The organism is Bifidobacterium castoris (assembly GCF_003952025.1).
Lineage (GTDB): Bacteria > Actinomycetota > Actinomycetes > Actinomycetales > Bifidobacteriaceae > Bifidobacterium > Bifidobacterium castoris.
On the sequence record NZ_QXGI01000004.1, the window covers coordinates 162,349 to 180,337 of the forward strand.

At 67.9% G+C, this 17,989-nt stretch carries 14 protein-coding genes; 10 read left to right on the forward strand and 4 right to left on the reverse strand.

Annotated features, from left to right (window positions below; genetic code table 11):
- The first annotated feature begins 50 nt into the window (after positions 1-50).
- The 7 genes from D2E22_RS06250 to D2E22_RS06280 all read left to right on the forward strand — a co-directional run bounded on the left by D2E22_RS06250 (position 51) and on the right by D2E22_RS06280 (position 8,375).
- Positions 51-890: a ParA family protein gene (locus tag D2E22_RS06250; RefSeq protein ID WP_126032236.1), complete on the forward strand. Its 840-nt coding sequence runs from the start codon at positions 51-53 to the stop codon at positions 888-890.
- Between the two features lie 234 nt (positions 891-1,124).
- Positions 1,125-1,934: an NUDIX hydrolase gene (locus D2E22_RS06255; protein WP_241218250.1), complete on the forward strand. Its 810-nt coding sequence runs from the start codon at positions 1,125-1,127 to the stop codon at positions 1,932-1,934.
- A gap of 97 nt (positions 1,935-2,031) precedes the next feature.
- On the forward strand, positions 2,032-3,444 hold the full coding sequence (locus D2E22_RS06260; protein WP_126032237.1) for an MFS transporter: 1,413 nt from the start codon (positions 2,032-2,034) through the stop codon (positions 3,442-3,444).
- Between the two features lie 238 nt (positions 3,445-3,682).
- The gene (typA, locus tag D2E22_RS06265; protein ID WP_126032238.1) at positions 3,683-5,617 is read left to right on the forward strand and encodes a translational GTPase TypA; all 1,935 of its coding nucleotides are present in this window, start codon (positions 3,683-3,685) and stop codon (positions 5,615-5,617) included.
- Positions 5,618-5,731: 114 nt separating this feature from the next.
- The gene (locus D2E22_RS06270) at positions 5,732-6,232 is read left to right on the forward strand and encodes an alcohol dehydrogenase (RefSeq protein ID WP_126032239.1); all 501 of its coding nucleotides are present in this window, start codon (positions 5,732-5,734) and stop codon (positions 6,230-6,232) included.
- Positions 6,233-6,237: 5 nt separating this feature from the next.
- Positions 6,238-7,275, forward strand: a complete 1,038-nt coding sequence (locus tag D2E22_RS06275; protein ID WP_126032303.1) for a prephenate dehydratase — start codon at positions 6,238-6,240, stop codon at positions 7,273-7,275.
- 56 nt (positions 7,276-7,331) lie between these two features.
- A complete protein-coding gene (locus D2E22_RS06280; RefSeq protein ID WP_241218270.1) occupies positions 7,332-8,375 on the forward strand; it encodes a prephenate dehydrogenase in 1,044 nt (347 codons plus the stop codon).
- Here the strand turns inward: D2E22_RS06280 and D2E22_RS06285 are convergent.
- The gene (locus D2E22_RS06285; RefSeq protein ID WP_126032240.1) at positions 8,365-8,613 is read right to left on the reverse strand and encodes a DUF6725 family protein; all 249 of its coding nucleotides are present in this window, start codon (positions 8,611-8,613) and stop codon (positions 8,365-8,367) included. The two genes, D2E22_RS06280 and D2E22_RS06285, sit on opposite strands and share 11 nt — an antisense overlap.
- Positions 8,610-9,749, reverse strand: coding sequence for a CdaR family transcriptional regulator (locus D2E22_RS06290; RefSeq protein ID WP_164518438.1), 1,140 nt, complete (start codon positions 9,747-9,749; stop codon positions 8,610-8,612). Before D2E22_RS06290 ends, D2E22_RS06285 begins: the two co-directional genes overlap by 4 nt.
- Positions 9,750-9,993: 244 nt before the next feature.
- Here D2E22_RS06290 and D2E22_RS06295 point away from each other — a divergent pair, with 244 nt between their 5' ends.
- Entirely contained in the window at positions 9,994-11,292 is a 1,299-nt protein-coding gene (locus D2E22_RS06295; RefSeq protein WP_126032242.1) for a GntP family permease, read from the forward strand.
- A 47-nt stretch (positions 11,293-11,339) separates the two neighbouring features.
- The gene (locus D2E22_RS06300) at positions 11,340-12,506 is read left to right on the forward strand and encodes a glycerate kinase (protein ID WP_126032243.1); all 1,167 of its coding nucleotides are present in this window, start codon (positions 11,340-11,342) and stop codon (positions 12,504-12,506) included.
- Between the two features lie 93 nt (positions 12,507-12,599).
- On the opposite strand, the gene D2E22_RS06305 is transcribed toward D2E22_RS06300, so the two are convergent.
- Together D2E22_RS06305 and D2E22_RS06310 are read right to left on the reverse strand one after the other, a co-directional pair.
- Positions 12,600-15,434 (reverse strand): ABC transporter permease, encoded by a 2,835-nt coding sequence (locus D2E22_RS06305; protein WP_126032244.1) that lies wholly within the window; start codon positions 15,432-15,434, stop codon positions 12,600-12,602.
- A 7-nt stretch (positions 15,435-15,441) separates the two neighbouring features.
- Positions 15,442-16,254, reverse strand: coding sequence for an ABC transporter ATP-binding protein (locus tag D2E22_RS06310; protein ID WP_241218251.1), 813 nt, complete (start codon positions 16,252-16,254; stop codon positions 15,442-15,444).
- A gap of 586 nt (positions 16,255-16,840) precedes the next feature.
- Between D2E22_RS06310 and D2E22_RS06315 the strand changes: the two genes are divergently transcribed.
- Positions 16,841-17,761 (forward strand): tyrosine recombinase XerC, encoded by a 921-nt coding sequence (locus tag D2E22_RS06315; RefSeq protein WP_126032245.1) that lies wholly within the window; start codon positions 16,841-16,843, stop codon positions 17,759-17,761.
- The last annotated feature ends 228 nt before the right edge of the window (positions 17,762-17,989 follow it).

Sequence of the window (17,989 nt, forward strand, 5' to 3'; positions counted from 1 at the left end):
GATGCGCCGGCGTCGTCGGCAAATGCATGACCTGATATAAAGTGAGCGGTATGCCTACGGATTTGCTTGGACGAGAATACGAGACCTTCCCGGTACCCGAGCCGTTGCAGCAGCACGGTCCGGCGCGGGTCATCGCCATGTGCAACCAGAAGGGCGGCGTAGGCAAGACGACGAGCTCGATCAACATCGCCGGCGCGCTCGCGCAATACGGCAGGCGCGTGCTCATCGTCGACTTCGACCCGCAGGGCGCCGCGACGGTGGGCCTGGGCATCAACGCGAACGTGCTCGACAACACGATCTACACGGCGTTGTTCAATCCGAGGATCGACGTGCACGACATCATCCAGCCGACGAAGTTCGCCGGACTCGACATCATCCCGGCGAACATCGACCTGTCGGCCGCCGAGGTGCAGCTCGTGACCGAGGTCGGCCGTGAGCAGATCCTCGCGAGCGTGCTGCGGCCGGTCATCAAGGAGTACGACGCGATCATCATCGACTGCCAGCCCTCGCTCGGCCTGCTCACCGTCAACGCGCTGACCGCGGCGGACGGCGTCATCATCCCGGTGGCCGCCGAGTTCTTCGCGCTGCGCGGCGTCGCGCTGCTGATGCAGTCGATCGAGAAGGTGCAGGCGCGCATCAACCCAGGACTCGAGGTCTTCGGTGTGCTCGTGACGATGTACACGCACACGCTGCACTGCGACGAGGTCGTGCAGCGCATCTACGAGGCCTTCGGGGACAAGGTGTTCCACTCGGTCATCTCGAGGTCGATCAAGCTGCCCGACGCGAACGTCGCCGCGGCGCCGATCACCTACTACGCGCACAACCACAAGACGGCGCGCGAATACCGCGAGGTCGCGCGCGAGCTCATCGCGAAGGGGATCATCGCGTAGCGGCGGCGCAAGGACGACGAAGGCTCCGCGCCCACGGCAACGATCGTGGGCGCGGAGTCTTCGTCGTCCTTGCGCCGTGCGCCGCACAGGGCTCCCGCACGGCGTCCGCGGCATCGACCACTATATGGGCATCACTTATAGTCATATTGACTATAAGTGATACGCTGACGGTGGGCGCGCGGCGCACGGGACTTCGACCGCGCACGCGCGCATGGACATGGAGGAGCGTGGACGATGGGCATCGGCAACGTCAGCGAACGTCGCGACGAGGCGCCCCAGGTGGGCGTCACGTCGGTCATCCTCGCGCTCGGGCCGGCCGACGACGGCGATCGCCGGCGTCTGTGGTTGCCGCTCGTGCGCCGCGTCCGCGAGCCGTTCCTCGGCGCGTGGGCGCTGCCCGGCGGTCCGCTCAGGGCGTGCCGTTCGCTCGAACGGTCCGCATACGAGACGCTCGCGTCGACGACCGACCTGCATCCGGGCTACCTTGAGCAGCTGTACACCTTCGGCGACCCCGAGCGTTCACGCGGGGGAGTGCCGATGGTCTCGATCTGCTACTGGGCGCTCGTCGGGCAGGTGGACGTCGCCTCGCTCGAGCCGAGGCACAACGTGGCCTGGTTCGCCGACGACGCGCTTCCCGATCTCGCCTTCGACCACCGCCGCATCGTCGACTATGCGATCTGGCGGCTGCGCCATCGCCTCGACATGCCCAAGGTCGTGCGCGAACTCGTCGGCGCGACCTTCACGCTGCGCGAACTGCACGCCGTGAGCGAGGCGGTCGAGGGCCGGCCGATCGACCTGGCCAACTTCCGACGCCGCACGCTCGCCTCGGGGATGCTCGAGGAGACCGGCGAGCGCCGCCGCGTCGGCCGCCAGCGTCCGGCCGCGCTCTACCGCTTCCGTGCCGACGCCGATGCGCCGGCGGACGACGGATCGCTGCCGCAGGGCTTCGACGCCGGCGAGTTGTCGAGGATCGCCGCCGCGGCGCCTGCCTCGCATGGGCATGCCGGCGCGCTTTCCGCGCTGACGACCGACATGCGGCCGTGAACGTCCGCGACCGGCGTCGCGCGGCATACGGGCCGTCATCGACCGCTTCCGTCCATACGACATTACACCAATCACCCGCAGCACATGGGAGGTACCAATGACCGCTGCAGAACGACCAATCACTGTGCCCTCGCGAGGCGCGAGCGCGCAGCCGCGGCCGCCGCGCAGGCGAGCCGGCGCCGATGGCGCGCCGCTCACACGCAACGAACGCCTCGACCGTCTTCCGTTCAACCGCGCGCACCGCAAGCTGCTCGTCGCCTCGGGCATCGGCTGGGCCTTCGACGCGATGGACGTCGGCCTCGTCTCCTTCGTCGTCGCCGCGATCGCCGCCGACCCCCACTTCAACCTCGACTCCGTGCAGAAGTCGTGGGTGCTGTCGATCGGCTTCATCGGCATGGCGCTCGGCGCGGCGCTCGGCGGCTGGTTCGCCGACCGTTGGGGGCGCAAGACCGTGTTCACGGCGACGATGATCGTCTTCGGCGTCGCCAACGGCGCGATGGCGTTCTCGTGGACGCTCGCGATGCTGCTCGCCGCGCGCTTCGTCATCGGCCTGGGGCTCGGCGCCGAACTGCCGGTCGCCTCGACGCTCGTCTCCGAATTCTCGCCGGCGGCGCAGCGCGGCCGCATCACGGTGCTTCTCGAATCGTTCTGGGCCGTCGGCTGGATCGTCGCGGCGGCCATCGGCTACTTCGTCATCCCGAACACCGGCGACTGGGGCTGGCGCTGGGCGCTGCTCATCGGCGCGCTGCCGCTGCTCTACGCGATCGTCGCGCGTCGCCAGTTGCCCGAATCGGTCCGCTTCCTCGAGGCGCAGGGCCGCGACGGGGAGGCCGAGCGTTCGGTGCGTTACTTCGAGGCGGCGAGCGGCGTCGAGCCGGTCGAGAGCCGCAAGGCCGTCAAGCTGCCGAAGATCCGCACCCGCGAACTGTTCGGCAGCCGCTACCTCGGCGTGACGGTGGCGATCTGGGCCACGTGGTTCTTCGTCAACTTCTCGTACTACGGCGCCTTCACGTGGATGCCGAGCCTGCTCGCCGACCAGTTCGGCTCGCTGACGAAGTCCTTCGGATACACGCTGGCGATCTCGCTCGCGCAGCTGCCCGGCTACTTCCTCGCCGCATGGCTCGTCGAACGCTGGGGCCGACGCCGCACGCTGAGCGTGTTCCTCGCCGTCTCCGCGCTCGCCGCGTTCCTGTTCTCGCGCTCGGCGAACGCGACGCAGGTGCTCGTCTTCGGCATGCTGCTGTCGGCGTCGAACCTCGGCGCATGGGGCGTGCTCTACGCGGTCACGCCGGAGATCTACCCGACGCGTCTGCGCGGCGCGGCCTCGGGCGCCGCCGCCGCATGCGGCCGCGTGGCCGCGATCATCGCGCCGCTGCTCGTGCCGTGGTTCCTGTCGATGGCCGGCGGCGACAAATCGGTCGCCTTCGTCGTCTTCGCCGTCGCGTTCGTCCTCGCATGCGTCGCCGCGCTCTTCCTTCCCGAGAAGACCGGCGAGACGCTCGACGACTGACCTCGCGCGCCGTGCGGCCGCCTATGTCCGGATCGCCCGCCAGCTGCGGCGGATCCGGACGGGGCGGCCGTTTTCGCGTCCGTCCTTGCCGCCGGGCGCCGCGAAGTCGGACGCCGGGTCTGCATATGCCGTGTCAGCATCGTCGCGTACCATGTTGATGGTTTGCGCACGAATGGCGAGCCCGTCGGGGGTTCGGCACGGTTACGCAGGAAATCAATGGCTTTAGGAGAAAACATTCATGGCGGTTCGCGGCGATATTCGTAATGTGGCAATTGTGGCTCACGTCGACCACGGCAAGACCACGCTCGTCAACGCAATGCTTCAGCAGTCCCATGTATTCAACGAACGCGAGGAAGTCCCCGATCGCGTGATGGATTCCAACGACCTCGAACGTGAGAAGGGCATCACGATCCTCGCGAAGAACACGGCCGTGGAATACACCGGTCCGCTCGCCGAGAAGTACGGGCATCCGGAAGGCATCACGATCAACGTCATCGACACCCCGGGCCACGCCGACTTCGGCGGCGAGGTCGAACGCGGCATCTCGATGGTCGACGGCGTCGTGCTGCTCGTCGACGCCTCCGAAGGCCCGCTGCCGCAGACCCGTTTCGTGCTGCGCAAGGCGCTCGAGGCGAAGCTGCCGGTCATCCTGTGCGTGAACAAGGTCGACCGTCCCGACGCGCGCATCGAGGAAGTGGTGGGCGAGGCCTCCGACCTGCTGCTCGGCCTCGCGCAGGACGTCATCGAGGAGGGCGTCGACCTCGACCTCGATTCGCTGCTCGACCTGCCGGTCATCTACTGCGCCGCCAAGGTGGGCTACGCCTCGACGGACCAGCCCGCGAACGGCGAGCTGCCCGACAACGACAACCTCGAGCCGCTGTTCGATTCGATCATCAAGAACATCCCAGCGCCCGAATACGACCCGGACGCGCCGCTGCAGGCGCATGTGGCGAACATCGACTCCTCCGACTTCCTGGGCCGCCTCGGCCTCGTGCGCATCTACAACGGCAACCTCGAGAAGGGCAAGACCTACGGCCTGTCGCGCGTCGACGGCTCGATCGAGAACTTCCGCGTCTCCGAGCTGCTGCGCACGCAGGGCCTCGACCGCCTGCCGGTGGAGTCGGCCGGTCCCGGCGACATCGTCGCCGTCGCCGGCGTCAACGACATCATGATCGGCGAGACGATCGTCGACCCGAACGACCCGCGTCCGCTGCCGCTCATCCATGTCGACGACCCGGCGATCTCGATGACTTTCGGCACGAACGACTCGCCGCTCGCCGGCACCGAGGGCAAGGACCACAAGCTGACCGCCCGCATGATCAAGGACCGTCTCGACCGCGAGCTCATCGGCAACGTCTCGATCAAGGTGCTGCCGACCGAACGCCCGGACGCCTGGGAGGTGCAGGGCCGAGGCGAACTCGCGCTCGCCGTCCTCGCCGAGCAGATGCGCCGCGAGGGCTACGAGCTGACCGTCGGCCGCCCGCAGGTCGTCACGAAGACGATCGACGGGCAGCTGTGCGAGCCGATGGAGTCGACGACGATCGACGTGCCGGAGGAGTACATGGGCACCGTCACGCAGCTGATGGCCGACCGCAAGGGCCGCATGGAGTCGATGTCCAACCACGGCTCCGGCTGGATCCGCCTGCAGTTCACGGTCCCGTCGCGCGGCCTCATCGGGTTCCGCACCGCGCTGCTGAGCGCGACGCGCGGCACTGGCATCTCGTCGTCGCTGTCCGCGGGCTACGCGCCGTGGGCCGGCCAGATCGTCACCCGCCAGAACGGCTCGATGGTCTCCGACCGCCAGGGCGTCGCCACGCCGTACGCGATGCAACGCCTGCAGGCGCGCGGCAACTTCTTCGTCGATCCGCAGTCGCCGGTCTACGAAGGCCAGGTCGTCGGCGTCAACAACAAGCCCGACGAGCTCGACGTCAACATCACGCTCGCCAAGCACATGACGAACATGCGCTCGGCGACGGCCGACGTGCTCGAGACGCTGACGCCGCCGATCAGGATGAGCCTTGAGGAGTCGCTCGACTTCGCGAACGAGGACGAGTGCGTCGAGGTCACGCCGGAGTCGATCCGCGTGCGCAAGATCATCCTCAACCGCGAGGATTGGTACAAGTGGCGCGCCAAGCAGCGCCGCGCGAACAACAACGCGCAGAACGCGAAGTGAGCCGTCGCCGACGGCATGCGACCTGACGGGGACCCGCGCATGATGTGCGGGTCCCCGTCGTCGTGGCGCCGAATCCGTCACGGGTCTTCGTGCGCTGCGCCTACACTGGGTGCTATGAGCACCACCGACCCCAATCCGAAGCGCCCGCGCGACGCCGCGCGACGCCGCGACGACCTGCCGTGGAGTCACCGGCAGAACGCCTTCGTCCGCAGCCTCGTCACGATCGCCAGCGCCATCGCGGCGGGCGTGCTCGGCACGCTCGCGCACCGCATGGGCGCGTCGGCGAACGTGCCCTACGGCCTTGTGCTCGCGTTCGTCCTCATCGGCGCTTCCGCATGGTGCGCCCGCGCGCGCGGCGGCGTCCTCGGTTTGGCGCTGCATCTGAGCGTCTCCTATCTGGCCGTCTGGTGCATGGCGATGCCGGGTCCCGGCGGCGACCTGATGCTGCCGGTCGGCTTCCATTCGGCGGCGATCCCGTGGTGGTCGCAGCATGCGGGCTACATCTGGCTGTACGGCTCGCTCATCGTCCAGGTCGTGCTGCTTGTGTGCCCGTCGCGATGGTTCCGCGTCACCACGGGCATGGCGTCCGGCGCCGCCGCCAGGAAGGCCGTGTGACGGGCATGCGCCGGCTGTATTATCTGGGCCCGGAGGGCACCTTCACACATCAGGCCGCGCTCGAGGCGTCGCGGCTGCTCGCCGGAACCGGCGCCGCCGGCGACATCATGCTGGAGCCGTGCGCCGACGCGGCGTCGATCGTGCGCGCCGTCGGCGAGGGCAGTGGCTGGGGCGTCGTCGCCTGGGAGAACAACGTCGAAGGCTACGTCGTGCCGAACCTCGATATGCTCATCGACGCGCGGGACGTCGCCGGCTTCGCGCGCGTCGGCGTCGACGTGACCTTCTGCGCCTTCGTCACGCAGGCGACCCATAGGCAGGCGATGGCGTCTCGCAGGGACGGCGAATCCGAGCTCGACGCCGTCTGCCGCGTCTGCGCGAGCGCGGCCGCGCATCCGCACGGCCTGGCGCAATGCCGCCGCTTCACGCAGGCCCATCGGCTGCGCGAGGTGCCGGCGGCCTCGAACGCGGCCGCCTGCCGCGACCTCGCCGACGGCCGCATCGCCTTCGGCCCCGAGATCTGCGGGAGGCTGTACGGGCTGCGGCGCGTGGCGCGCCACGTCGAGGATTTCCAAGGCGCGCGCACCGAGTTCCTCGTCATCGCGCGGCGCGCCGACGCGCGCGCCGAACTCGAGTCCGCATGCGCGCGAGGCGTCGCCGAATTCGAATCGATCCTCACCTTCATCCCGTTGGCGACCGGTCCGGGCGTCCTCGCCGACGCGCTCGACGCGATCCGAGACGCCGGACTCAACATGACGAGCTTCATCTCGCGGCCGATCAAGGGCCATGACGGCACCTACAGCTTCATCGCGACGCTCGACGCGGCGCCGTGGGAGCCGCGCTTCCGCGCGCTGCTCGCCGAAATCATCGAGCATGGCGACTGGATCAAGACGCTCGCCGTCTATCCGCGCCGCGAGAGACCGCATCCTCCGGTGGACGAATGGATGCTTCCGCAAGGCGGGGTACGATGCACTATGGAGGCCAACGGGGCATCGTCCGCTTCCCGAAGCGACGGTGCGACGATGCGAAAGGAGCTGCTGTGGTAGAAGAGGTAGCCGCCTGCGTCGAGATGACGGAGGCAACGATCGAGGCGACGGCGACGATGCCGGCCATCGGGCCGGAGGGCATCGAATGCCCACGGCACATCGCGATCGTCGGGCTCGGGCTCATCGGCGGTTCGCTCGCGCTGCGCCTGCGCTCGGCGGGCGTCCATGTGAGCGCGTGGAACCACCGTCCGCACCCGTACGCGGCTGCGCGCGCCGCCGGCATCGACTGCAAGGACGGCCTCGAGGAGCTCGTCGCCGAGCATCCGGACGTCATCGTGCTGTGCAACCCGCTCGTCGCGATGCCGAAGATCCTCGAGACGATCAGGCCGATCATAGACCCGGCGCGCACGACGCTCACCGACGTCGGCAGCGTCAAGGGGCTTGTGCGCGAGCAGGTGCACGCCGCCGGCATCACCGACTGCTACGTCGGCGCGCACCCGATGACCGGCAACGAGCATTCCGGATGGTCGGCCGCCGATCCGTCGATCTTCGAGAACGCGCTGTGGGCGCTCACCTACGACAGCCACACCGAATACGCGCGCATCGTGCAGGTCGCCGGCATGATCACGCGCGGACTGCGCAACACGATGATCGTCATCGACGACACGACGCACGACCGCGCGGCCTCGCTGATCTCGCACATGCCGCACGTCGTCTCGACGGCGCTCATCAACGAGCTGACCGCGAGCGCGGACCGCAACATCGCGGCGGCGCTGTCCGCAGGCTCATGGCGCGACATGACGCGCGTCGCGCTCACCGACCCGGAGCGCACGGCGGCGATGGTCGTCGAGAACGCCGGCAACGTCGAGGAGCTGCTGCGTACGATGGCGCTGCGGCTGCAGTCCATCGCCGACGCGCTCCACGACGGCGATTCGACGGCGATCCACGGCTTCTTCACGGAAGGCCAGCCGTATCGCGACTATAAGGCGAAGCAGCGTGCGGCGTGCGAGACCGGCGAGACGCAGACGGTGTTCACGACGCTGAAGATCAGCGCCGACGACTGGCGTCGCGACCTGCTCGACTCGGCGAAGCGCGGCGAGCACATCGTCCGGTTCACGTCCGGCCACCACGCGCTCGCCGAACGCCAGTTCACGATCTGACCGGCCGCTCCGGCACCGGCTTGAGGACGGCGATCTGCTCGGGGCGTATGCTGACGTCCTGCGCCGGCCTCGAGCCGTTCGCGGCCGCGTCGCGCGTCAGCTCGAGCGTCGTGCCGTCCCATGAGCGGACATGGCCAACGACGTCGCGGTACTGCATGCGCCCGGTACGTTCGTCGACCCCCGCGTAGAGGCGCACGACGACGCGCGCCCCGGGGGGGATGTGTTCGGGAAGTCTCATCGTTTCTCCGTTCCGCGCCCGTCGGCGCCGCGTGACGCGACGCCGGCGAAGCGCAGGTAGTCGTGCACGCGGAACGCCATGTCGAGCACCGCGTAATCATGCAATGTACGTGGATTGTAGCCGGTGTCCTTCGCGATGGCGTTGAGGTGGTTCTGCATCGTGTTCTTATGGATGAACAGCGACTGGGCGGCATGGGTGATGCTGCCGTTGAACCGCGTATATGCCTCGAAGGTGCCGCGGTGCCGCTCGATAGCGGCCTCGTCGAGGCCGCAGAACACACGCTCGACGAACTGCACCATGCGGTCGGGCCGCATCGACGGCAGCAGCAGGCCGTAGTCGAGCCGGTCGGCGTGGACGATGCGTTCGCCGCCGGCGAACCGTTGCCAATCGAGCGCGAGCCGCGCATGGCGGTAGCAGTGGGGCAGACGGGGAAGGTCGTCGGTGGGCTCGCCGACGCCGAAGACGATATGCGCGCCGTCGTCGGCGAAGCGTTCGGCAAGCGCGCGCAGCGTGTCCTCGACGTTGTGCGACGGGCCGAGCATCAGACAGCATTCGTCGGCGTCCGCCGTGTAGATGGCGTCGTCGATCCGTTGCAGATGCCGCTGCGGCAACAGCACCACGTCACCGTCCTCATGCACAAGTCTGCCGATCGCGACGCAATGGCGTGCGCGCATGTCCCATTCCAACGCCGCGCTGAGGTAACGGATGAGCTCGGTGTCCTGATGCGCGCCGATCAGCTGGTTGATCAGGTTGGTCTCGAGGATGCGCCGGTTGTAGCGCGCCGTCTGCTCGATGTTCTCATGCAGCAGGATCTCGGTCATCTTGACGATCACATCGCCGAACGATTCGACGCTTTCCCGCTCGCCGGTCACGCCGATGACGGCGGCGACGCTGCCGTCGATCAGCACCGGCGAATTGACGCCGTTCCTCGCGCCCCGGTAGGGGTGGTCGTCGTCCACGACGACGCTGCGCCGGGACGCCGCCGCGATGGCGGCCGCCTCATGGTAGTGCCCGATACGCGACGCGTCGGTGCTCGCGATGACGGTCCCATGGGTGTCGAACAGGTTGATCTCGTGCCGCAGCACTCCCTTGATGTTGGCCACGATCGTCGCGGCGATGGTCTCGTCGATCTCCATGGTTTCCGATGGTAAATGGTAATTGGTACGCATACCAATTCGCGGAGCGGATCCTCCGGGGTTTCCTGTAATGCGGAACAGCACCGGCACGATGCGTCATGCCAATAATGGGAACTGTTCGTAAAACCGGACGCGGCCGCGGCGGTCAGCGATGACGCTGCCGCAACGCGCACGGTCGGCTATTCCATGGAATATCGTCCATCGACGTCGATGAGACGATGTCCCTCGGTAGAAAGGTGTGCTCATGGACGGGACATTGCACTGGTGGGCCGCGCTCATAGGTCTGGCGCTCGCGATCGTGCTGATTCTGCGTAAGCTCAACGCGACGTATGCGTTGCTGCTCGGCGCGCTTGTCGGCTGCCTGCTCGGTGGCGCCTCCTTCGCGGACACGGTGAACATCGTCGTCTCGGGCTCCCAGAGCGTGATGGGAACGGTGCTGCGCGTGCTCGCGGCGGGCGTGCTCGCCGGCGTCATGATGGAATCGGGCGCGGCCGAACGCATCTCCCGCGCCATCGTCGGCACGATGGGGGACAAGCTGGCGATCTTCGCACTCGCGTTCGCCACGATGATCATCTGCGCGATCGGCGTGTTCATCCCGGTGGCCGTGCTGATCGTCGCGCCGATCGCGATCGAGGTGGGCTCGAAGCTGCACATCTCGAAGCTCGCCCTGCTGGTCGCGCTGTCGGGCGGCGGCAAGGCCGGCAACATCATCTCGCCGAATCCGAACGCGATCGCCGCGGCGTCGGGATTCCACGTCGAACTCGCCGATGTGATGGTGGGCAGCTTCGTGCCCGCGCTGTGCGGCCTGGCGATGGCGGTGCTGCTCGCGTCAATCATGCAGCACAGGAGCACGCCGGTGTCCCTGAGAGACCTGGACGCCCAAGAGAAGGCCGAGCTCGCCGAATCCGACCTGCCGAGCCTGCACAGCGCGCTGGTGGCGCCGGTGACGGCCGTCGTGCTGCTGATGCTCGGCCCCATCGGCTCGATGACGCATGTCGCATGGCTCGAACATCTGCAGATCGATGCGCTGTACATCCTGCCCTTCGCCGCGATCGTCGGGCTGCTCGCGATGCGCAAGGGCCCCCATGTGCTCGAGTACACGAAGTCCGGCATCGGGCGCATGGTCAACGTCGTGATGATCCTGATCGGCGCCGGCACGATCGGCGGCCTGATCTCCGCCTCCGACCTGCCGCAGCGGATCGTCGACCTGATCAACATGATGGGCGTGCCCGGATCGCTGCTGGCGCCGATCTCCGGCATCCTGATGGCCGCGGCCACGGCGTCCACCTCGACCGGCGTCATCCTCGCCGCCGGTTCGTTCGGAGACACGATCCTGAGCTTCGGCACGGCGCCGGCCGCGGCGGCGATCACGATGCAGGCGGGCGCGACCGTCATCGACGCGCTGCCGCAGGGCAACTACTTCCACGTCACCGCGAAGTCGATGAACATGACCATCGGCGAGCGCATGAAGGTCGTCCCCTTCGAAGCGGCCGTCGGCCTGACGATGACGGTCGCGGCCACGCTGCTCACGATCGTCTGGTGAACGAATCGCATGATCCGATAGACGCGACTTAATAGAGAGGACCCATCATGAAAATCATCATCGCTCCCGATTCCTTCAAAGGATGCATGAGCGCCCGGCAGGCGTGCGAGGCGATCGAACGCGGCGTACGCGGCGTGCTGCCCGACGCCGAATGCCTGCTCGTGCCGATGGCCGATGGCGGCGAGGGCACCGTGCGGTCGCTCGTGGACGCCACCGGCGGCACGATGCTCGAGGCGACGGTGACCGGGCCGCTGGGCGCACCGGTACGCGCGCAGTACGGCATGCTCGGCGACTGCCGCACGGCGATCATCGAGATGGCGGCCGCCAGCGGCATCGGCTATGTGGACGAGACGACCCGCGACCCGCGCGTCACGACCACCTACGGCGTGGGCGAGCTCATCCGCGACGCGCTCGACCGTGGCGTCACGACGTTCATCATCGGCCTTGGCGGCTCGGCCACGAACGACGGGGGTGCGGGCATGGCGCAGGCGCTCGGCGCGCATCTGCTTGACGCCGGCGGCGAGGAGCTGCCCTTCGGCGGCGCGGCGCTCGCCGGCCTTGACTCGATCGACGTCTCCGATCTGGATCCACGGATCGCGACGGCCGACATCCGTCTGGCCTCCGACGTGACGAATCCGTTGACCGGCCCGCAGGGCGCGTCGGCGGTCTTCGGACCCCAGAAGGGCGCCGACGCCGCGACGGTGGCCGAACTCGACGCGGCGTTGCGCCATTACGCGTCCATCGCGGCGCGCGATCTTGGGCGTGACGTGCGCAGCGTGCCCGGGGCCGGGGCCGCCGGAGGCCTTGGCGCTGGCTTCCTGGCGTTCACCGGCGCGCAGATGCAATCGGGCGTCTCCCTCGTGGTGGAGGCGACCGGTCTCAAGGAACTGGCGGTCGGCGCGGATTGGTGCTTCACCGGCGAAGGCGGCATCGACGGCCAGACGCGGTACGGCAAGACGCCGATCGGCGTGGTCCATGCCGTCAAAGAGGCCGCGCCGCACTGCACGGTCGTGGCGCTCGCCGGGAATGTGGGAGACGGCATCGGAGAGCTGTACGGCGAGGGCATCGACGCCGTGTTCGGCATCGTTCCCGGCGCGCAGAGCCTGGAGCAGGCGCTCGCCTCCGGGGAGGCGAACCTCGAGCGCTGCGCCTCGAACGTGGCCCGCCTGATCGCCTGCGCGACTGGTGCGGATCGGCGGATCGGACGCCGCTAGGAGACGCAATCACCAGGGGACGCAATGGGGAGGGCGCGTCCATCATCATGATGGACGCGCCCTCCCCATTGCGTTGCTGCGGGCCGGTCGTCGCTATTCGCTGGCGACGGCGTCAAGCACCGGCTGCTTGAGCGCACGGCGCGCCGGCGAGATGCTGGCGACAAGGCCGACGAGGATCGCGGCGACGAGGAACAGCACGAGCTGGTCCCACGGGATCGTCAACGTCGTCATGCCCTGCGACTCGTAGGCTATGCGGATCACGACGCCGGCCGCCACGCCGACGACGATGCCGGCGAGCGTGCCGAACACCGAGAGGATGACCGCCTCGATCGCGAGCATGCCGCGCACCTGGCCGTTCGACGTGCCGATCGCGCGCAGCAGGCCGATCTCCTTCGTGCGTTCGGACACGTTGAGCGCGAGGGTGTTGACGATGCCGAAGACCGCGATGATGATCGACAGTGCGAGCAGTGCGTAGATGATCGCGAGCATCGAGTTGATCATCGAGCTCATCGACGACTTGAATTCGTCGCGATTAAGGACCGAGACCGTGTAGAACGGCTTCACGGTCTTCTTCAGTTCCTCGCCGAGCTTCGCGACGTCCGCGCCGGGCTTCGCCTGCACGTACATCTGCGTGACCATCATCATGTCCTTGCCGGTGATCTTCTCGGCCGTCGGCAATGATATGAAGATGCTGTTCGAGTACAGGGAATCGTCAATGATCGCGCCGATCCTGACCTGCTCCTTCCTCGTTTCGGTCTTCGTCTTGACGAACTGCTTCGGATCGACGCCCTGCGCCTGCTTGACGACGTCCTCGGCCTCCTTCGCCTTGGCTTGGGCGCCGGAGACGTCACCGGAGGCGGCCAGTCGCTGCGCTTCGGCCTGCAGCGCCGTCGCCTGCTCCTCGATCTGCTTCTGGTACGCCTCGGAGGCCTGCTTCGTGGCCTCTTCGTCGACGATTGTGTTCTCCGATTCGAGGTCGATCATATCGCCGACCTTCCAGTGTTCGTCATCGGCGACGGTACGGCCGATCGCGGCGTCGCCGTCATCGATCGCCTTGGCCGCGTCGCCTTCCTGGCTTTCGATCGGGGCGAGCTTCGTGAGCAGATCGGTTTTGATCGCGGCCGTCATGACGTCCTTGCCGGCATTCGTCGCCTCCACGGTCGGCAGCATGTATACGGCCGATGAAGCGCCGACGCCGTCGGTGTCCTCGATCGCGTCGACGGCCTTCGTGGAGATCGGCTGCGTCATGCTCGCCGTCATCGCCACATAGTCGGCGTTCACGTTGTTGTCGACGAGGTTGTTCACCGATGTCTTCATCGAGGAGGCGACGACGCCGAGGCAGCTGACGATCGCGACGCCGATGAACAGCGCGGCCGCCGTGTTCGCGGTGCGTCGCTTCGCACGGCCGATGTTGCGCGTCGCGAGCTTGCCGGTGACCGGGAACGTCTTCGACGGGAGCCAGCCGAGGACCTTCGCGGCGGGCGCGACGAAGGCCGGTGCGCAGACGATCGCGCCGATGACGACGAATCCGGCGCCGAGGCCGAGCGTCCAGCCGGAGCCCATGTCCTTGAGCCACTGCCAATCCACGCGCTTCGCGGCGTCGAGGTAGCACAGCGTCCACCACGCGGCGCCGACGGCGACCATGACGATGCCGATCCATCCGCGGGTCCTGACCGGCTTCTCGGGATTGACCGTCTCGTTCATCGCCTGGATCGGGGGAGCGGTCGCGGCCGTCTTGGCCGGCAGCGTCGCGCCGATGATCGTCACGACGACGCCGACGATGACGCCGACGACCACATCGGTCGCCGACGGCGCTGGCGAGCCGGACAGCGGCATGCCGCCGCTCGTCATGCCCTTCGCGATCGCCTCGAGCAGGCCCCAGCCGAGCAGAACGCCGATGCCGGAGCCGACGATGCCGAGGATGACGGCCTGGACGAGCACGCTCGCGAACACCTGCAGCGGCGAGGCGCCGACCGAGCGCAGCAACGCGTAGCCGCGCATCGATTCGCGCACGATCATCGTGAACGTGTTCGCGATGATGAACGCGCCGACGAACAACGCGATCGCCGCGAAGATGAGGATCAGCGGCTGGATGAAGCCGAGCTGGTCCTGGATGCTCTTCGTCGCGTCGTCGCGCACCGAGTCGCCGGTCACGGCGTGCGCGTCGGCGCTCTCCGGCAGCTCCTTGTTGATGCGGTCGGCGAGTCGCTGCTGCGCCTGCTCGTCGAGCGGCGTCGTCTTGTCACCGTAGACGCCGATGAACTGGACGCTCGACGTGTCCTCGCCTTCCTGCTGCAGCGTATGCTCGACGAAGCTCGGACGCGCGAGGATAAGGATCGCGCCGAGCTCGGAGGATGCGGTCGTGAAGACGCCTGAGACCGTCATCTCATGCACCTCGCCGTCGATGACGAGCTTCGCCGTGTCGCCGGTCTTGAGTCCAGCCTTGTCCGCGGTGTCCTTAAGCAGCGCGATCTCGTCGTCCGTCTGCGGGTATTCGCCGGAGACGAAATGCGCCGAGCGCCACGGATCGTCCGTGTCGAAGCCGATGACGAGCGTCGGCGCGCCGATCGTCGTCATCGCGTCGCCGTTGTGGTCGAGCAGTACGGCGTTGCCCAGCTGACGCGTCGCATCGGCGCTGACGACGCCGTCGACCTTCTCGATGTCGGCGATGACGTCGGTGCTGATCTCGTTGTAGCTGCTGTTGTAGGAGCCGAGGCTGTCCTCTCCGTCTTTCTTCTGTTCGGTCGCGCCGCGCACGTAGACGTCGGCGTCCGAGTTCGAGCCCATCATCTGCGCGACCTGGTCGTTGAGCATCTCGCGGAAGCAGAACGATCCGACGACGAACGCGACGCCGAGCGCGATCGCGATGATCGACATGATGAAACGGCGGAAATGCGCCTTGGTATCCCTTAATCCGATACGCAACATCGTCGGCTCAGCCCTCCTTGACGCCGGCGGCCTCGACGTCGACCGGGCCGTTGTCCGGGTCGTCGTGCTCGGCGAAGACGGCGAGGATGTCGTCGTAGCTCGGGTGGTCCATATCCTGTGTGATCGAGCCGTCGGAGAGCACGAGCACGCGGTCGGCGAAGCTCGCGGCGCGCGGGTCGTGCGTCACCATGACGATCGACTGGCCGTAGTCGCGCACGCATTGGCGCAGGAACTCGAGCACCTCGCGGCTCGAACGCGAATCGAGGTTGCCGGTCGGCTCGTCGGCGAAGATGACGCTCGGGCGCTCCATCATCGCGCGGGCGCAGGCGACGCGCTGCTGCTGGCCGCCCGACAGCTGGCTGGGACGGTGATCGAGGCGGTTCTCAAGGCCGACGACGTTCACGACCTTCCTGAACCATGCGCGGTCGATCGGACGGTGCGCGATCTGCAGCGGCAGCAGGATGTTCTCCTCGGCCGTCAGCGTCGGCACGAGGTTGAACGACTGGAAGATGAAGCCGATCTCCTTGCGCCGCAGCTGCGTGAGCTGCTTCTGGTTCATCGACGAGACCTCGAGGTCCTCGACGAGGACCCGGCCGCTCGTCGGCACGTCGAGGCCCGCCATGCAGTGCATGAGCGTCGATTTGCCCGAACCGGACGGCCCCATGATCGCCGTGAGCTCGCCGCGCCGGAAATCGACGCTGACATGGTCGAGCGCCGTCACCTGACTGTCTGTGTCGCCGTAGGTCTTGAACAGATCGACCGCCTTCGCGACGATCGGGTCGGTTTTCGGCATGGTGCCGCCTGTTGATTTCCTGCTCATATGTACCTTTCACGTAGGTGTGTCGAGGATGCGCGCATGGATGCGCCGTTCGCGCGGGGCCATGCGCCCGATGTCGTTACCCTGTACCCAATTATCCGCTGCCGCGCATGCGCGGGGCCGTGACCGCCGTCACGATATGCGACGCCGGTCGGCATCGCATATGACATCGGTCACGGTCCGGCCGGACGCATCGCGCCGGGACGCGGATCTCCACGACCGAAGCGTAGCGTGTCATGCGGCATCGGGCGGCGATATGTCCATTTCCATGGGCCGTTCGTCCGCCGGCGCGGCCACGCCGCGGCCGCTTGGCCCCACTATCGTCCACATCGCGCCCGCTGTCCGCCAGCTTGTGGTTGCGTCCCGCGCCGGCGCCGGCAACCATTGGTTGCATCGGCGTCGTTCCAACGATCGCATGGGGTCGGCGTCTTCCCGAGGTGACGTCCGTCCGTCTCGCGATGCGAGACCCACGTCGATCGCGGGGGCGCCGCGCAACCGTTGCGCGGGGCCGCGGCGATAGGGGGCCGGCGGTACAGTGGTCGCACGCCGTATCGGGCACGTGCCCGCGGCGCGACGGACGAAGGAGCGGATGATGGCGGATGCGCGGTGCATGGTCGAGGAATACGTCGGATACCTGCGCGGCGCCAAGGGGCTGAGCGAACACACGATCGCCGCCTACCGCTGCGACCTGCTCGCCTGCATCGGCGTCCTCGAATCCTTCGGCAGGACGGATCTTGGCGACGTGACGCTCGACGACCTGCGCATGTGGATGGCGCACGACTCGAAGCGGATCGCGAAGAGCAGCCTCGCACGTCGGACGATCGCCGTGCGCGGCTTCTTCGCATGGGCCCGACGGCACGGGCGCACCGCGCACGACCCTGCGGCCTCGCTGAGCACGCCGAAACTGCCCGGGACGCTTCCCGCCGTGCTCAACGAGGCGCAGGCCGAGACGCTGATGGACACGGCCGACGCACAGCCGGCCGACGACGAGAATCCGCATCGCAGGGCGCTCGCGCTGCGCGACTGCGCGATGCTCGAGCTGCTGTACGCGACCGGCATCCGCGTCGCCGAACTCGTCGCGATGGATCTGAACAGCGTGCGCTACGGCAACCGCACGATCACCGTCATCGGCAAGGGGAACAAGCAGCGCGTCGTGCCGTTCGGACTGCCGGCGCAGCGCGCGCTCGAACGGTGGACGGGGCAGGGCAGGCCGCGGCTGGCGACGGCCCGCTCCGGCGATGCGTTGTTCCTGGGCGCGCGCGGCGGCCGCATCGACCAACGGGTCGTGCGCGACGTCGTGCACCGCGAGGCGGCCCGTGCGGGCGTGCCCGACATCTCGCCGCATGCACTGCGTCACAGCGCCGCGACGCACATGCTCGACGGTGGCGCCGACCTGCGCGAGGTGCAGGAGATGCTCGGGCATTCGTCGCTGCAGACGACGCAGCGCTACACGCACGTCTCGATCGAGCAGCTCAAGGCGCGCTACGCGCAGGCCTTCCCGCGCGCGTGAGCCGCACTTGTTTCACGCAGTGAGAACACGCGGCGGAAAACGTCGGGACGGCGGCGGCCTGTCGTCTGCAAACGCTCGCATCGTCATGGCGGCGACGGCGGGCGGGCGCCATGTGCCGCCGTGCGCGCTGCGGTGAAGCCGTTTCGCGGCGTGGCCGACGGACCGTTGGCGCCGCGGCGCATGGCGGCGTGGCCGTGAATAGGGACGCCGTCGATGACAGCGTTATCG

What these genes read in the sequence shown, in the direction of transcription:
- D2E22_RS06250 (WP_126032236.1), top strand. Translation starts at nt 51, where the DNA reads ATGCCTACGGATTTGCTTGGACGAGAATACGAGACCTTCCCGGTACCC.
- D2E22_RS06255 (WP_241218250.1), top strand. Translation starts at nt 1,125, where the DNA reads ATGGGCATCGGCAACGTCAGCGAACGTCGCGACGAGGCGCCCCAGGTG.
- D2E22_RS06260 (WP_126032237.1), top strand. Translation starts at nt 2,032, where the DNA reads ATGACCGCTGCAGAACGACCAATCACTGTGCCCTCGCGAGGCGCGAGC.
- typA (WP_126032238.1), top strand. Translation starts at nt 3,683, where the DNA reads ATGGCGGTTCGCGGCGATATTCGTAATGTGGCAATTGTGGCTCACGTC.
- D2E22_RS06270 (WP_126032239.1), top strand. Translation starts at nt 5,732, where the DNA reads ATGAGCACCACCGACCCCAATCCGAAGCGCCCGCGCGACGCCGCGCGA.
- D2E22_RS06275 (WP_126032303.1), top strand. Translation starts at nt 6,238, where the DNA reads ATGCGCCGGCTGTATTATCTGGGCCCGGAGGGCACCTTCACACATCAG.
- D2E22_RS06280 (WP_241218270.1), top strand. Translation starts at nt 7,332, where the DNA reads ATGCCGGCCATCGGGCCGGAGGGCATCGAATGCCCACGGCACATCGCG.
- D2E22_RS06285 (WP_126032240.1), bottom strand. Translation starts at nt 8,613, where the DNA reads ATGAGACTTCCCGAACACATCCCCCCCGGGGCGCGCGTCGTCGTGCGC.
- D2E22_RS06290 (WP_164518438.1), bottom strand. Translation starts at nt 9,749, where the DNA reads ATGGAGATCGACGAGACCATCGCCGCGACGATCGTGGCCAACATCAAG.
- D2E22_RS06295 (WP_126032242.1), top strand. Translation starts at nt 9,994, where the DNA reads ATGGACGGGACATTGCACTGGTGGGCCGCGCTCATAGGTCTGGCGCTC.
- D2E22_RS06300 (WP_126032243.1), top strand. Translation starts at nt 11,340, where the DNA reads ATGAAAATCATCATCGCTCCCGATTCCTTCAAAGGATGCATGAGCGCC.
- D2E22_RS06305 (WP_126032244.1), bottom strand. Translation starts at nt 15,434, where the DNA reads ATGTTGCGTATCGGATTAAGGGATACCAAGGCGCATTTCCGCCGTTTC.
- D2E22_RS06310 (WP_241218251.1), bottom strand. Translation starts at nt 16,254, where the DNA reads ATGAGCAGGAAATCAACAGGCGGCACCATGCCGAAAACCGACCCGATC.
- D2E22_RS06315 (WP_126032245.1), top strand. Translation starts at nt 16,841, where the DNA reads ATGATGGCGGATGCGCGGTGCATGGTCGAGGAATACGTCGGATACCTG.